Origin of the sequence: Bradyrhizobium sp. USDA 241, from assembly GCF_049739505.1 — a bacterium.
Lineage (GTDB): Bacteria > Pseudomonadota > Alphaproteobacteria > Rhizobiales > Xanthobacteraceae > Bradyrhizobium > Bradyrhizobium liaoningense.
Genome location: NZ_JBMGPZ010000005.1, coordinates 624478 through 639592, shown reverse-complemented (window position 1 = coordinate 639592; position 15115 = coordinate 624478). Strand labels below are relative to the sequence as shown.

The following is a 15115-nucleotide window of genomic DNA, read 5'->3' as shown; positions in this document are numbered from 1 at the left end:
CGTTGCGAGTCACTGACATGTCTTACGCCGCCGGCGCTCGTTCGTTACGTCTGACAGGAGCGAGCGCGCGCAGCCAATGCCCGGCGGCTACCATCTCGATAGAAGCAGGGCATTGGCTTCGAGCCGACGTTTGCCCGCTAATCCCCGCTCGAGCGCACCGCCCGTGCGCCCGATCCAATCGGTCTCACGGATTCGTGAGCAGTCGCCTGTAACGCAGGTGGCGAGCGGAGCGAAGGAGACCATGCGCAGTCGCCTGCCAGGCGATGCCATCTCGAACAGGAGAATCTCGATGTCTGCCAAACATGCCGTCACCTCCCTCGTCCTCGCCGGTGCGATGTCGACCGCGCTCGCCACCCTTGCCTCCGCCAGCCCCCTGACCAAGGCCGAGGGCGATGCGGCCGTCGCCGCCAAAAAGGAAAAGTGCTTCGGCGTTGCGCTGAAGGGACAGAACGATTGCGCGGCGGGTCCGGGCACGACCTGCCAGGGCACCTCGACCATCGACTTCCAGGGCAACGCCTGGAAATTCGTGCAGGGCGGCACCTGCACCAGCATCGAGCTGCCGAATGGCAAGAAGGGTTCGCTCAAGCCGGTGTAACGGCCGGCACCACGGGAAGCGCGAACGGAGCAGCACGATGAGCACAATCAAGCCGGCCCCGCCAGCAGCGCTGCCGCTCCGCTTCGCGACGCCCATCGGCGGCGTTGCCGGGACGAGCTTCAAGCCCGAGCATCTCCCGCCCATCGTCGCGGCTGGGCCTCGGCGCGGCTTCTTCGAGGTCCACGCCGAGAACTACATGGGCGCCGGCGGCCCACCGCATCGTGCGCTGGAGGCGATCCGCCGCGACCATCCGCTCTCGCTGCATGGCGTCTGCATGTCGATCGGCGGGCCCCGGCCGCTCGACAAGACGCATCTGGCGCGCTTCCGCGGCTTGGTCGCGCGCTATCAGCCGGCGCTGGTCTCCGAGCATCTCGCCTGGTCGACGCATGAGACCAGCTTCTTCAACGATCTGTTGCCCCTGCCCTATACCGAGGCGACGCTGGCTTGCGTTTGCGATCACATCGACCAGGTGCAGGAGGCGATCCGCCGCCCGCTGCTGCTGGAAAACCCGTCGACCTATGTCGCGTTTCGCGAGTCCTCGATGAGCGAGACCGATTTCATCCGCGCCGTCGCCGAGCGCACCGGCTGCGGCCTGCTGCTCGACGTCAACAACGTGTTCGTCTCCGCAACCAACCAGGGCTTCTCGGCGCTTGAGTATCTTGCGGAGTTTCCGCTGTCGCGGGTCGGGGAAATTCATCTCGCCGGCCATGCCGAGCAGGCCGACGACGAAGGCGACCTGCTGTTGATCGACAGCCATGACGGCCCGGTCGCGGACGCCGTCTGGAAACTCTACGAGATCGTGATCCAGCGCCGCGGCGCGGTGCCGACGCTGATCGAATGGGACAGCAAGATACCGGACTGGCCGGTGCTGCAGGCGGAAGCCGCCGCGGCCCAGGCGATCCTCGACCGTCATCAGTCCGCCATGCCGGCTGGAGACCGTCATGCCGCATGACGCCGGCCTGTCCTTTACCGCTTCGTTCGCGCCGGCGCTGCTGGATCCGGCGCGCAGCACACCCGCGGACTTGACCGGCCCGAACGGCAAGGCCGCCGGCCGGCGCTACGACGTCTACCGCAACAACGTCACCGTCAGCCTGATCGACGCGCTGGCTGCGATCTATCCGGCGGTGCAGCGCATCACCGGCGCCGACTTCTTCCGCGCCATGGCGCGTACCCATGTCCGCGGCAATCCGCCGACATCGCCGCTGCTGTTCGAATACGGCCGCGACTTCCCGGAGTTCATCGCGCAGTATGAGCATGCGCAGGCCATGCCCTGGCTCCCCGACGTCGCCCGCATCGAACGCGCCTGGCTCGATGCCTATCATGCCGCCGACGCGCTTCCGCTGTCGCCGGCCCGGCTGTCGGCGGTGACGTCCGATCGTTTGGCCGGTCTGGTGTTCATTCCGCATCCCGCCACACGATGCCTGCGCTCTCAATACGCCGCCGTGACGATCTTTGCCGCCAACCGGGACGATGCATCAGTCATGCGCATCGATGCCTCTACGCCGGAGGATGCCCTGATCACGCGACCCGAGTTCGACGTTACCGTGCGCCGCCTTCCGCCCGGCGGCGCAGTCTTCGCGAACCATCTGATGTCGGGGCGGCCGCTCTGCGAGGCGGCGGCGGCGGCGCTGGACGCTTCAAGCGAGTTCGACATCGCCGCCAACATCGCCGGGCTGATCGAAGCCGGCGCCTTCACATCGCTCGCTTCCGGAGACCCATCATGATCATGGACCAACATATGGCCACCAGAGGCGGCCTGCCGTCGCCCGGAGTGCTCATCGACAAGGCCAATCATCTGGTGCAGACGCTTGCGACGCCCTCGCTCGTCCAGCTCGTTCTGCGCGTCGCGCTGGCGGTGCCGTTCTGGCGCTCGGGCATGCTCAAATGGAACGGCTTCCTCAGGCTCAACGACACCGCCGTGACGCTCTTCAGCAACGAATTCATGCTGCATCTGCCGGGCGGGCCCTATCACTTTCCGGCACCGACGGCGATGGCCTTCCTGTCGGGTTCGGCCGAGATCATGTTCCCGATCCTGCTCGTGCTGGGACTGGGCGCGGTTCGCAGCGCTCGGGCTATTGTTCATGACGCTGATCGTGGAGCTCACGGTGCCGGATGGCTGGCCGATCCACCTCACCTGGGCCGCCATGGCGCTGGGCATCATGGCTCACGGGCCGGGGCGCATCTCGCTCGATCATCTGATCTGTCGCGCGCGATCGACGGCGCGATAGCGCGTCCCTTCACATCCCGCTCAAGCCGCTGTCGACCGCGAGGGTCTGCGCGGTGACGTAGACGCTTTCGTCCGAGAGGAAGAACAGCACGGCATAGGCGATCTCCCAGGCGGTGGCCTGGCGGCCGAAGGGAACGTGACCCTTGCCACGGTTGGGGCGGCCGGCGCCGGCTTCGCGGCCGTTGGGGGTGTCGACGAGGCCGGGATAGACGAGGTTGGCGCGGATGCCGCGGCGTGACCCGAGATGGGCGATGTTGCGCATGAGGCCGCCGAGCGCCGCCTTGGAGGAATCGTACACCGCCATCTGCGAGCCGGCTTTCAGCGCTGCGATCGAGGAGATGAAGACGATGGCGCCGCCATCGTCGAACTTCGGCATCGCGGCGCGGCAGCACAGCATGGGGCCGCGGACGTTGACGTCGTAGATTCTATTCCACTCCTCGGGGCTGACGGCATCGAGCCCGACCTTGCCGAAGGTGCCGATGTTCAGCACCATGCCGTCGAGTCCGCCCATGGCGCCGTGCGCTTCCTCGATCATGCGCTGAACGTCAGCCTCGGACGTGACGTCGGCGGCGATGGCGAAGCCCTCGCCGCCTTCATCGGTGATGCGCTTGACGGTCTGCTCGGCAGAGCTGCGGTTGAGGTCGGCGACCGCGACCTTCGCACCTTCGCGTGCGCACAGAATGCTCATGGCCCGGCCGTTGCCGATCGGGTCGGTGGCGGCGTCGAAGACACGCTGGCCGCCGCCGACGATGAGGATGCGGCGCCCTTTCAGGCGTCCCCTGCTTGGGGCCTCGCCCAGCGATTCCGCGCTCGGCGGGCGGACGTAACGGTCCGGCTTGCTGTCGGGAGCTATGGCGGAATCTGGGTGATGACGGTGTGAGGAAGGCGGCGTATCGAGGCGGGTGACGAGCCTGCCAGAACCTCTCGAGGAGAGCGATACGCCATGACCGAGACTACCAATGTTCTTGCTTTCCGTCAGCCGTCCGCGGTTGATGATCCACTGACCGATATCGTTCGTGCCGGCGCGCGGGACCTGCTTGCCAGGGCGATCGAGATCGAGGTTGGCGCGTTTCTGGCCAGCACGGCCAATCTGACGCTGCCCGACGGTCGAGCGCGCCTGGTCCGACATGGGCACGGTCCGGTGCGCGAGATTGCGACCGGCATCGGTCCGGTGGAGGTCGCTCGTCCCAAGGTCCGCGACCGCGGAGCGAGCGGGCCAGGCGACCGCCTCCGCTTCAGTTCGGCAATCCTGCCGCTATGGGCGCGGCGGACGAAGAGCCTGGATGCCTTGATCCCGGTCCTCTATTTGCGCGGCATCTCGACCGGCGACTTCCAGGAGGCGCTCTCGGCGCTGCTCGGCAAGGATGCGCCGAACCTGTCGCCTTCGGTGATCGCCGGCCTGAAGGCCGATTGGCAGGTCGAGTACGAACGCTGGCAGAGACGCGATCTGTCGGCGCGTCGCTATGTCTACATCTGGGCCGATGGCGTGTACCTGCAGGCCCGCATGGAAGATCACAGCGAATGCATGCTGGTGCTGATTGGCACCACGCCGGAAGGCAAGAAGGAGCTGATCGGCTTCCAGGTCGGCGTGCGCGAGAGCGCGCAGAGCTGGCGCGAACTCCTGATCGACCTGCGGCAACGCGGGTTACGGATTGCCCCGCAACTCGCCATCGGCGACGGCGCCCTCGGCTTCTGGAAGGCACTGGACGAGGCCTTTCCCGGCACGCGGCACCAACGATGCTGGTGCCATAAAGTGAGCAACGTACTCGACAAGGTCGCCAAATCCGTGCAGGGCCCCATGAAGAACGACCTGCGGAACATCTATCTGGCCCCACACCGGGCCGAAGCTGAAACCGCGATCGACGTCTTCGTCGAGAAATACCACGTCAAATACGGACGTGCGGTGGAGTGCCTGATCAAGGATCGCCATGCGCTGCTCGCCTTCTTCGACTTCCCTGCTGAGCACTGGATCCACCTACGCAGCTCGAACCCGATCGAGAGCGTCTTCGCCACGGTGCGCCACCGAACGGTGCGGACCAAGGGATCGCTGTCGCAACAAACTGCGAAGCTGATGGTGTTCAAGCTCATCGACGCCGCATCGAAGACCTGGCGGCGATTGAAGAGCACGAACCAGTTGCCGAAAGTCATCGCCGGTGTAAAGTTCATCGACGGAATCGAAGTCATTCCGAACACTGAAAGCCACGCCGCCTGATCAGGCCGCGTCACCCAAAATCAGCCATAGCTCCCTGTCGGTCTCCGCCATCTCAGCCGCCCTGCTTCTTGCCGCCGTCATAGACCTTCATGCCGGCTGCGGGATCGAGATCGGTCTCGGTCGCCTCGGTGAGGCGGGCCATCATCATGTAGAAGCCGAGCGCGACGATGGATTCGACGATCTCCTGGTCGCTGAAGTGTTTTCGCGCAGCAGCGAAGGGCGCCTCCGCCACGCGGACGTTCTCGACCACTTCGCGGCCGAACTTCAGCAGCGCACACTCGGCTTCACTCAGCGCGGCGGCATCGTAGTCGCCGCGCTCGACGGCATCGATCTGTTCTTGCGTGCAGCCGACGCCGAGCGCGATCGGCACGTGCTGGCGCCATTCATAGGCGCCGCCTTCGAGCTGCGCGGCCTGGAGGATCAGCAGCTCGCGGTTGACGGCCGAGAGCTTCTGCTTGTGCAGGATCGAATTGCCGAGCCGCATCGCCGGGATCATGTTGGCCTCGGCGTGGGCCATCATGCGGAAGATGTTGAGCTTGACCGGCATGCGGTCGAACGAGGCGCGGATATCGCCGCTCGTCGTCTCCGGATCAATCAGGGGCAGCCTTGCCACGCGTCTCTCCCTTGGGCTTTCGTTTCTTGTTGTCGTCGTCATTGCCTGCCGCGATCAGCGACAGGAAGAAGGCGAGATAGCGGTCGATCGCCTCGATCACCTTCGCACGCGGCGAGGGCGCCGCGCCCATCACGTAATGTTCGAGACGGATGTAGATCAGCCCGGCCGCGAACAGCCGCGCGGTCTCGCGCGGATCGGGCGTCGAGATCAGGCCGGCGAGCGAGAAGCCGCGGAAATAGTCCGTCATCAGGCTCTGCTCGCGCGCATAGAAATGATCGGCGAATTTGGCACGGATGCCGGGGACGCGGTTGCGCTCGGCGGTGATCACCTTCTGGAACTGGTGCTCGCGCGGATCGGACCATTGCTCGACGAGGTCGAGCGCGAACTGACGGCAGAACGCGGCGGGCTGGCGCGCGAGCTGCCTATAGCGCGGCTCCTCCAGCCGGCTCGCGGAGCTGGCGGGACCGTGCTCGGCGACGATCGCCTCCAGGATCGCGGCCTTGCCGGGGAAATGATTGTAGAGGCTGCTCTCGCGGATGCCGACGCGCCGGGCGAGCTCGCGCATCGAGGCGCCGCCATAGCCGCTCTGCGCGAACAGGTTGAGCGCCTCGGTGAGGATGCGCTCGCGGGTGGTGGGCGCAGCCGCTTCCGCCGCGCTGGAGGTGTGGACAGCCATGTGGCTTGACTAACGAACGATCGTTCGCTAGTCAATCGTACGAACGATCGTTCGTTTCGCCAGTCTGGCGGCAACGGTCGCGGCCCGCAAGATCGCTTTCGGGCACTGTTCTCGCGTTCAACTCCGCTCCATCGAGAGGCGGAGAGCAATTTTGGGAGACGACGTCATGGCGCGCCTTGCCCGCCCTCGCCTAGCCGCGGCTTGCATCCTGTTGCCGCTGCTCGCAGCAAGCACTGCCCAGGCCCAAAGCGCGAAATACGATCCCGGCGCCGACGACAAGACCATCAAGATCGGCACCACCGCGCCGCTGAGCGGCCCGGTGTCGGCCTTCGCGCAGATCGCGAAGTCGGCGGAGGCCTATTTCCGGAAAGTCAATGACGAGGGCGGCGTCAACGGACGGCGTATCCAGATGATCATCGCCGACGATGCCTACAGCCCGCCGAAGACGGTGGAGCAGACCCGGCGACTGGTCGAGAGCGAGGAAGTGCTTTTGATCTTCGGCGGCGTCGGCACGCCAACCAACAGCGCCGTGCACAAATATCTCAACGACCGCAAGGTGCCGCAGCTCTTCCTCGGCTCCGGCGCCGCCAAGTGGGACGACCCGAAGAATTTCCCGTGGACCGTCGGCTGGCAGCCGACCTATCGCGACGAGGCGATCGCCTACGCCAAGTACATCAAGGCGAGCCACGCCAACGCAAAGGTCGGTGTGCTCTACCAGAACGACGATCTCGGCAAGGACTATCTGAAGGCGCTGGAGGAAGGGCTCGGCAGCGGCGAGGCGATCGTCGCGCGGGCTGCTTACGAGACCTCGGCCCCGACTGTCGACACCCAGATCCTGCAATTGAAGACCGCGGGCGCGGATGTCGTGCTCGTCGCGGCGACGCCGAAATTCGCGGCGCAGGCGATCCGCAAGATCGGCGAGATCGGCTGGAAGCCCGTGACCATCATCTCCAACGTCTCCGCCTCGATCAGCGGCGTGCTGGAGCCGGCCGGCAAGGACAATTCCACCGGCGTCATCTCCAGCCAGTATCTGAAGGACGCGACCGACCCCGCGCTGAAGGACGATGCCGGCTACAAGGAGTGGCTGGCATTCATGGACAGGTACATGCCGGACGCCTACAAGAGCGACTGGCTCAACGTCTATGGCTACACCATCGCGCAGACGCTGGTGACGGTGCTGAAGGCATCAGGCAACGACTTCACCCGCACCAACGTCATGAAGCAGGCGACCTCCATGAAAGACGTGCGCCTGCCGATGCTGATCAACGGCACCGCCGTGAGCAATTCGCCCGAGCGCTTCACGCCGATGACGAGTCTTCAATTGATCCGTTTTGACGGCACGCGCTGGGTGCCGTTCGGTGATCTCCTGAAGAACTGATCATGCGACAGGTCAAGATCGGCAGCATGCGCGTCGATCTCGTCAGCGAGATTCCCGCACTTGCCTTCGACAAGAACTGGCTGTTCGCCAACGTCACCGACGCGGTGATCGCGGAGAACCGGGGCTGGCTCGACCACCGCTATATCGAGCCGGAGACCGGTCGCTTCATTCTCAGCCACCATTCCTACCTGGTGCGCACGCCGCGCTGGACCGCGATCGTCGACACCTGCTGCGGCAATCACAAGCATCGACCGCGCGTGCCGGCGTGGAACAACCTGAATCAGCCCTATCTCAACAACTTGCAGGCGCTGGGCGTTGCCCCCGAGCAGGTCGACTTCGTGATGTGCACGCACCTGCATGTCGATCACGTCGGCTGGAACACGCGCCTCGTGGACGGGCGCTGGGTGCCGACCTTCCCCAACGCGCGCTATCTGATGGGGCGGGCCGAGTACCGCCATTTCGAGGCCGCGCACAATGCTGCGCCGAACAACCCGGTGAACCACGGCTCGTTCGCGGATTCCGTGCTGCCGGTGGTCGCGGCCGGCCTCGCCGAATTGGTCGAGAGCGACCACCGCCTGTTTAGCGATCGCGACGCGGCCCTGCGCTTCGCGCCGGCGCCCGGCCACACCGCCGGCAACATGCAGATCCACCTCAACGGCGGCCACGATCACGCGGTGATGTCGGGTGACGTCATCCATCATCCGATCCAGTGCGCCGCGCCGTGGCTGTCGAATGCCGCCGACGTCGATCCGGCTGCGGCACTCGCAACGCGAATGGCGCTGCTGGAGGAGCTCGCGGACACGCCGAGCTATCTGCTCACCGGCCATTTCCCGGCGCCGACCGCGGGGCGCGTGATCCGGCACGGCGAGGCATATCGATTTCGTTTCGAGGATTAGGGAAAACCATCATGAAGCTCAGGACGGTCACGCTCGCATTGCTCGCGTTGCTGTCGGCGGCATTGCCAGCACGCGCCGAGGATCCTGCCGCCTATCCCACCCGCAAGATCAGAATGCTGCTGCCCTATGCGGCCGGAGGCGGCGGCGACGTGGTCGGCCGGCTGCTTGCGGACAGGATGAGCAAGACGCTCGGACAGAGCATCTATATCGAGAACCACACCGGTGCTGCCGGCACGCTTGGCACGCAGATGGTCGCGACATCTCCGAATGACGGCTACACCATCACCGTCGGCGGCATGACCACGCATGTGCTTGCCCCCGCGATCTATCCAAAACTGCCCTACGATCCGATCAAGGATTTCACGACCATCGGCCGCGTCGGCACCTCCTCGATCATGCTGGTCGCGACCAGGAATTTTGCCGCCAATGACATCAAGGGCCTGGTCGCGCTGGCCAGGAAAGGCGAGCCGATCCAGTACGGCAGCTGGGGCGTCGGCTCGACCGGGCAATTCTGCGCGGAGATCCTGATGCAGCAGACCGGCATCAAGATGGATCACGTGCCGTTCAACGGCATCGCGAAGCTTGCCGGCGATCTGCTCGGCGGCCATATCTCCCTTGCGACGCTCGACGTCGCGACGGCGACGCCGCTGGTGAAGGACGGCTCGATCAAGGCGCTCGCCGCCTGCGGCGAACGTTCGCCGAGCCTGCCGGATGTCGCCAGCTACAAGGAACAGGGCGTGCCATTCGACCGCAGCCTGTCCTGGGCGATGTATGCGCCGGCGGGACTCGCTCCGCCAACCGCGCAGAAATTGTCGGCGGCGCTCAAGGAGGCGCTCGGCGATGCCATTGTGAAGGAAAAGCTGCTCGGGCTCGGCATCACCCCGCAATTCGTCTCCGGCGAGGAACAGCGTGATATCAATGCTCGCGACATCGCAGCCTGGAAGCAGGTTGCCAAGGACGCCGGGATCGAGGTCAAGTGAATAGCAGGGCTATCGCACATGAAGAAAGTGGCGGAGAGCTTGCTTGCGGCATCCTTCGAGACGCCCGCCTGTAGCGGGCCCTCAGGATGAGGGTCGCGTTTTGCGGCGAGATTTCAAGACCCTCATGGTGAGGAGCCCGCCAAAGCGGGCGTCTCGAACCATGCAGGCCGCGCTCGTCCGGCAGCCCTCCGCTGGTCTTATGCGATAGCACTGACGTGATTGGATTAGAAAAGGAGCGCGGGCATGAGCCGCATCTTCGGCGCGGTGCGCCAGAACGGATATGTGGTGCGGGACATCCACGCCGCAATGACGCACTGGATCGAGGTGATGGGCGTCGGTCCCTGGTACTACATGGCCCGGGTTGAGACCGACTGGTTCCGCCATCGCGGTCAGGATTCCGCGGTCGAGATGAGCATTGCCCTCGCCAATTCCGGCGATCTCCAGATCGAGTTGATCCAGCAGCGCAACGACGCGCCTTCACTGTACAAGGAATTCTTGGACGCCGGGCACGAAGGACTCCAGCACATGTCGTACTGGAGCCACGACTATCAGGCGCTCTACGACAGGGCGCTCGGACTCGGCTACAGGGTCGGCCATGAGGGCCAGATCGGCGGCGACAAGGGGCGCTTTGCCTATTTCGACACGCAGGCCCATCCGGGCACCGTGATCGAGATCTCCGACATCAGCGGCACCAAGGGACCGTTCTTCGAGAAGGTCCGGCAGGCCGCGATGAGCTGGGACGGCACGCGACCGATCCGCGAGGTCGGCGGGAGCCGATCATAGGACCGATCACCGGCTTGGCCGATGTCGTTCGAAGCGCGCAAGACGACGTAAGGACCGAGGCCAAATCATGCTAGTCTGAAGCCGTGTCCGAACCTTCAGGGAGGCAATCATGTCCGACACTGACAAGGTTTTCGCCGGCTCGATTCCAAGACTCTACGACGAATATCTCGTCCCGATGATCTTCGCCGTTTACGCCGAGGACATTGCAAGACGCGTCGCTGCGCTCTCGCCCTCCGTGCTGCTGGAGATCGCGGCAGGCACCGGCGCGGTGACACGCGCCGTGGCGGCGGCGCTGCCGGGCGGCATCCGCTACGTTGCGACCGATCTGAACGAGCCGATGCTGGCTGTTGCCGCGCAGCGCCAGGCGGGTGATGATCGCATCACCTGGCGCCAGGCGGACGGAATGGCCCTGCCCTTCGACGATGCCGAGTTCGACGTGGTCTGCTGCCAGTTCGGCGCGATGTTCTTTCCGGACCGGATCAAGGCTTACGGAGAGGTGAAGCGAGTCCTGAAGGCGGACGGCACGTTCGTCTTCAACGTCTGGGATCGCATCGAGGACAATGTGCTCACGCAGGAAGCGATGGTCGCGCTCGAAAAGCTGTTTCCCGACGATCCGCCCCGTTTCATGATCCGGACGCCGCACGGCTATTGCGACAAGACCGTCATCAGAGGCGACCTTGAACGGGCTGGCTTCCGTGACATATCGATCGAAACCCGGTCTGAGATCAGCCGCGCGCCGTCGGCCGAATATGTCGCCACCGCGCTCTGCCAGGGCACACCGCTGCGCAGCGAGATCGAGGCAAAGGATGCCAGCAAGCTTCAGGCTGCGACTGATATCGTTGCCGAGGCGATCCGGACGCGCCATGGCTCCGGCCCGGTCGAGGGCAAGATCCAGGCTATCGTGATCGAGGCGCGCGCGTAATTGCCGAAGCCGCAATCCACTGCGCTCTCGGCTCGCCTTCGAGACCAACGGCGTGAGCATCCACCCCCCCCGGGGGCGCAAACCTGCGGCCTCCCGGCGATCGCCGCCATAACAAAATCTCGCAGTCCCTAACACCGGGCCGTCCTATCGCCGGCGGGCGACTGCCTGCGCGTTTTCCGCGCGCTTTCCACGGCTCCGCAGAAGCTAACGACCTATAACAACCCATAACGAGCAATTTCCGGCGGCCCGCGCCAATTTGGTTGCAGGACGAGCGGCCAGCCGACCCTGCGAGCACACAGCGCAGCGTCGAGACACAGGGCCGTGAAGCCTCGAGCCTGCAACCCGATGAGGAGTTCCGGAGATGACCAATAACCAGATCGTCGATTCAAGTTTCACCGCCATCATCAACGCACCGATCGACCGGATCGACATACCCGAATGGTGCTTCAACCTGCCGGAACGCGAGTATCAGGGCTGCTCGCCTGCGCACATCGCCGCGGGCTTCACGACAGCCCCGGACGGCAAGCGGATGTCCATCAATGTCGAGATCATCGGCGGCAGCCTCATGGTGCAGCACTATGTCGAGACGCTCGGCGAGAAGGACCATCTCATCCTCGACTCCACCTCCGACGTGTTCACGCCCAATGGACGCACCACCATTCATGTGACCTGGGAGCTGAGCGTGAAGGAGATCGAGCCCGGCAAGTGCGAGTTCACCAACCGCGTCAGGTCGTACGCGACGGACGAGTTCATGGCGCTCATCGGCAAGCAGGGCATTCCGTTCGACCTGTTCCGCGCCCAGCGCCAGCCCGCCTCGATCGCCCACAATCAGGGCGAAACGCCATTGTTCGCCGCCAGCATCGAGCGCGCGGCCCTGGCGAACACCTGACGACGGAGAGTCCCATGACCGACCTGTCCTACGACAAGACCGTCACGGCGCTCCTGGTGGTCGATCCCTATAACGACTTCATTTCGGAAGGCGGCAAGATCTGGCCGCGGATCAAGGCCGTCGCCGAATCGAACAATTGCGTTCCGCACATGCAGCAGGTTCAGAGCTGGCCCCGCAAATTCGGACAGTAGCTTGAGTGGATTTTCTGCCTGACAGCGGCGAGGATTCTTGCTGCGAATCAGGAGCGAAGATGACGAAGAAGAGCCGCCGGACGCATTCTCCGGCATTCAAGGCGAAGGTTGCTTTGGCTGCGGTCAAAGGCGACAAGACACTGGCGGAGCTGGCGCAACTGTTTGATGTTCATCCGAACCAGATCACGATCTGGAAAAACCAGCTCCTGGAAGGCGCCGCCGGCGTGTTTGGGCATGACAAGACATCGGCCGAGACGCCGGTCGATTTGAAGGCGTTACATGCCAAGATCGGCGAGCTGGCGTTGGAAAACGATTTTTTGTCCGGCGCGCTCACCAAGGCGGGCCTGCTGAGCGCAAAGCGATGATCGACCGCGATCATGATCTTTCTATCGTGCGCCAGGCGAAGGTCCTGAAGCTGGCTCGCAGCACGGTCTACTATGAACCTCGGCCAGTTTCGGCCGAGGACCTTGCCTTGATGCGTCGGCTCGATGAGCTGCATCTCGATTATCCCTTCGCGGGAGCGCGTATGCTGCGATCGTTGCTGCGGCGGGAGGGCGTATACGCCGGTCGCCGCCACATCGCGACGCTGATGAAGCGCATGGGGATCGAGGCGGTCTATCGTCGCCCGAACACGAGCAAGCCGGCTCCGGGTCACAAGATCTACCCGTACCTGTTGCGCGGATTGAAGATCGAGCGGCCCGACCATGCGTGGGCAATGGACATCACCTACATTCCGATGCGGCGTGGCTTCGTCTATCTCGCGGCGGTCGTCGATGTGTTCAGCCGACGGGTCCTGGCCCATCGCGTCTCGATCACAATGGAGGCGGCCTTCTGCGTCGAAGCGGTCCAGGAGGCGTTGGCGAAGCACGGCAGGCCCGAGATTTTCAACACGGATCAGGGCAGCCAGTTCACCAGCCTCGAGTTCACCGATGTGCTGCTGGACGCGAAGATCGCCATCAGCATGGACGGCAAGGGCGCCTGGCGCGACAACGTGTTTGTCGAGCGGCTCTGGCGCACGGTCAAATACGAAGAAGTATATCTCCGCGCCTACGACAGCGTGTCCGAGGCGCGAGCGTCAATTGCCAAGTATCTGGCCTTCTACAATCAGGGACGCCCTCACTCGAGCCTTGACGGGCGCACGCCCGACGAGGCTTACTTCGGTACGCAAGCTATGGTGATGGCCGCATGACCGTCGCCGACGGTTTTGTCGTCGCTCTGGTCGGGCTACGCCCTCCCGACGCAACGACAAAACCGTAAAGCCCCGCGTTCAGCATAACCCGGCAGGAATCCACTTAAATCCAGCGGGGCGCTGTCCAAACAACCGGGGCCAGCTCTGTTCTGCAGGCCGCGCGCGACGCGAAGCTTCGCGTCTTCTACGCCATGCATCATCGCTACCGCGAAGGCGATTATGCATCCTGGAAGTACATTGCGCCGATCCAGCGGAGAGCGTGGAGGAACAGGAGCTTTGAATTCGGCACCTGGGGCGGCGAGTTCCGCGCCGAGTTCGTGCCGGCGCCCGGCGAGATCGTCGCCAGCGAGCATTGGTGCTCCAGCGGTTTCGCCAATACCGATCTGGATCTCCAGCTGAAGCGGCATGGCGTCCAGCGACTGATCGTCATCGGATTGATCGCGCACACCTGCATCGAAGCGACCGTCCGCTTTGCTGCCGAGCTCGGCTACGATGTCACCGTCGTCAAGGATGCGGTTGCCGACTACTCCGAAGAGATGATGCACGCAGCGCTCGACATCAACATGCCGAACTACGCCAGTGCCATCGTGACCACGGACGAGATCGTCGCGGCGCTGTCATCAAGCCGGGTGGCAGTCATCGCTGCCAAATGAGCTGGATCAACGAAAGATCGGGACGGCTGATCGGACCGGATCGGCCGGTATCCCGGCAGGGATGCTCGCGCGCCGGGGAGGGCAACAAGCCCGAATGCGCCCGAACATCCTCGCAACATCTCTGGAGACCACAATGACCCGACAGATCACCATCGAGAAGCCGCTGCCAGCATTCTGGACCGCCACGTTCAACAATCCGCCCATCAACCTGATCGATCCAGACACGATTGGCGAACTGCAGGATCTGCTTGCAGCGCTCGAAACCGACGCGCATGTGAAGGTTGTGGTATTCCGGAGTGCCGACCCTGATTTCTTCCTCGCGCATTGGGACGTGCTTGCCGACAAGACCAAGGTCGCAGCGATGCCGCCCGGTCCGACCGGAATGGCCGCGCACGCGGCGCGGGGAGCGAATTCGTCCTCGCCTGCGATATGCGCTTCGCCAGTCGCGAGCGCGCGATCCTGGGGCAGTTCGAGGTCGGGCTCGGCTCGGTACCCGGTGGAAATCCGATGGCGCGGCTGGCCGACTTGATGGGACGCGGGCGCGGGCTGGAGGTGATCTTGGGCGCCGACGACTTTTCAGCCGACCTCGCCGAGCGCTACGGCTACGTCAACAGAGCCCTGCCGGACAGCGAGATCGAGGCATTCGTCGATGCATTCGCACGCCGCCTCGCCTCGTTCGAAAAGCATGCGCTGGTCGGTGCCAAGGCCCTGATGAACGACGTCACGCTGCCGGCGGACAGCGTCTTTCCGGCGGCACTGTCGGCTTTCTTCAGCTCGGCCTCCCACCCAGCCACCCGCGCGCGTGCGGCGGCTCTGGTCGAACGCGGCCTCCAGCTCCGTTCCGACATTGAGCTGCGGCTGGGCCAGGCTGTGGCCGACCTCGGATGATGTCCGCAGCGACGATGCGCGCG

At 64.4% G+C, this 15115-nt stretch carries 16 protein-coding genes and 3 pseudogenes; 16 read left to right on the top strand and 3 right to left on the bottom strand.

Annotation, left to right across the window (positions count from 1 at the left end):
• Window positions 1-289 precede the first annotated feature (289 nt).
• From ABIF91_RS24855 to ABIF91_RS24840, 4 genes and pseudogenes are all read left to right on the top strand, one after another.
• Window positions 290-595: a DUF2282 domain-containing protein gene (locus ABIF91_RS24855; RefSeq protein WP_028180985.1), complete on the top strand. Its 306-nt coding sequence runs from the start codon at window positions 290-292 to the stop codon at window positions 593-595.
• A gap of 37 nt (window positions 596-632) precedes the next feature.
• Window positions 633-1547, top strand: coding sequence for a DUF692 domain-containing protein (locus ABIF91_RS24850; RefSeq protein ID WP_028180986.1), 915 nt, complete (start codon window positions 633-635; stop codon window positions 1545-1547).
• Complete coding sequence (locus tag ABIF91_RS24845) at window positions 1537-2319, top strand: DNA-binding domain-containing protein (RefSeq protein WP_028180987.1); 783 nt, start codon at window positions 1537-1539, stop codon at window positions 2317-2319. Before ABIF91_RS24850 ends, ABIF91_RS24845 begins: the two co-directional genes overlap by 11 nt.
• A pseudogene (locus ABIF91_RS24840) lies at window positions 2316-2823 on the top strand (DoxX family protein). The gene ABIF91_RS24845 and the pseudogene ABIF91_RS24840 overlap by 4 nt, the downstream one beginning before the upstream one ends.
• A gap of 9 nt (window positions 2824-2832) precedes the next feature.
• Here ABIF91_RS24840 and ABIF91_RS24835 read toward each other — a convergent pair.
• Entirely contained in the window at window positions 2833-3675 is an 843-nt protein-coding gene (locus ABIF91_RS24835; RefSeq protein ID WP_028180989.1) for an SDR family NAD(P)-dependent oxidoreductase, read from the bottom strand.
• 90 nt (window positions 3676-3765) lie between these two features.
• Here ABIF91_RS24835 and ABIF91_RS24830 point away from each other — a divergent pair, with 90 nt between their 5' ends.
• Window positions 3766-5034: an IS256 family transposase gene (locus ABIF91_RS24830; RefSeq protein ID WP_038952271.1), complete on the top strand. Its 1269-nt coding sequence runs from the start codon at window positions 3766-3768 to the stop codon at window positions 5032-5034.
• A gap of 52 nt (window positions 5035-5086) precedes the next feature.
• Here ABIF91_RS24830 and ABIF91_RS24825 read toward each other — a convergent pair whose 3' ends face one another.
• Window positions 5087-5647 (bottom strand): carboxymuconolactone decarboxylase family protein, encoded by a 561-nt coding sequence (locus tag ABIF91_RS24825; protein ID WP_028179249.1) that lies wholly within the window; start codon window positions 5645-5647, stop codon window positions 5087-5089.
• Complete coding sequence (locus tag ABIF91_RS24820; RefSeq protein WP_028179248.1) at window positions 5625-6323, bottom strand: TetR/AcrR family transcriptional regulator; 699 nt, start codon at window positions 6321-6323, stop codon at window positions 5625-5627. The genes ABIF91_RS24825 and ABIF91_RS24820 overlap by 23 nt, the downstream gene beginning before the upstream one ends.
• A gap of 166 nt (window positions 6324-6489) precedes the next feature.
• On the opposite strand from ABIF91_RS24820, the gene ABIF91_RS24815 reads away from it, so the two are divergent.
• The 11 genes and pseudogenes from ABIF91_RS24815 (at window position 6490) to ABIF91_RS24765 (ending at window position 15092) form a co-directional block, all read left to right on the top strand.
• A complete protein-coding gene (locus ABIF91_RS24815; RefSeq protein ID WP_028179247.1) occupies window positions 6490-7701 on the top strand; it encodes an ABC transporter substrate-binding protein in 1212 nt (403 codons plus the stop codon).
• A gap of 26 nt (window positions 7702-7727) precedes the next feature.
• Window positions 7728-8597, top strand: coding sequence for an MBL fold metallo-hydrolase (locus ABIF91_RS24810; RefSeq protein ID WP_424579458.1), 870 nt, complete (start codon window positions 7728-7730; stop codon window positions 8595-8597).
• A gap of 11 nt (window positions 8598-8608) precedes the next feature.
• Complete coding sequence (locus ABIF91_RS24805; RefSeq protein WP_028179245.1) at window positions 8609-9577, top strand: Bug family tripartite tricarboxylate transporter substrate binding protein; 969 nt, start codon at window positions 8609-8611, stop codon at window positions 9575-9577.
• A gap of 243 nt (window positions 9578-9820) precedes the next feature.
• Complete coding sequence (locus ABIF91_RS24800) at window positions 9821-10360, top strand: VOC family protein (RefSeq protein WP_028179244.1); 540 nt, start codon at window positions 9821-9823, stop codon at window positions 10358-10360.
• A gap of 109 nt (window positions 10361-10469) precedes the next feature.
• Window positions 10470-11282 (top strand): class I SAM-dependent methyltransferase, encoded by an 813-nt coding sequence (locus ABIF91_RS24795; protein ID WP_028179243.1) that lies wholly within the window; start codon window positions 10470-10472, stop codon window positions 11280-11282.
• Window positions 11283-11643: 361 nt separating this feature from the next.
• Window positions 11644-12171: a hypothetical protein gene (locus tag ABIF91_RS24790; RefSeq protein WP_028179242.1), complete on the top strand. Its 528-nt coding sequence runs from the start codon at window positions 11644-11646 to the stop codon at window positions 12169-12171.
• 14 nt (window positions 12172-12185) lie between these two features.
• Window positions 12186-12350 (top strand): annotated as a pseudogene (locus tag ABIF91_RS24785) (cysteine hydrolase); the annotation flags it as partial.
• Between the two features lie 71 nt (window positions 12351-12421).
• Window positions 12422-13551 (top strand): IS3-like element ISRj2 family transposase gene (locus ABIF91_RS24780; protein ID WP_129557670.1). Its coding sequence is split into 2 segments (ribosomal slippage): window positions 12422-12674 and window positions 12674-13551, totalling 1131 coding nucleotides; the frame shifts between segments, so codons are not numbered across the junction.
• Between the two features lie 146 nt (window positions 13552-13697).
• Window positions 13698-14204 (top strand): annotated as a pseudogene (locus ABIF91_RS24775) (isochorismatase family cysteine hydrolase); the annotation flags it as partial.
• A gap of 133 nt (window positions 14205-14337) precedes the next feature.
• Window positions 14338-14733 carry a hypothetical protein gene (locus ABIF91_RS24770; RefSeq protein ID WP_051393911.1) on the top strand — a complete coding sequence of 132 codons (396 nt, stop codon included), beginning with the start codon at window positions 14338-14340 and terminating at the stop codon, window positions 14731-14733.
• Entirely contained in the window at window positions 14634-15092 is a 459-nt protein-coding gene (locus tag ABIF91_RS24765; RefSeq protein WP_245285459.1) for an enoyl-CoA hydratase/isomerase family protein, read from the top strand. Before ABIF91_RS24770 ends, ABIF91_RS24765 begins: the two co-directional genes overlap by 100 nt.
• Window positions 15093-15115 lie beyond the last annotated feature (23 nt).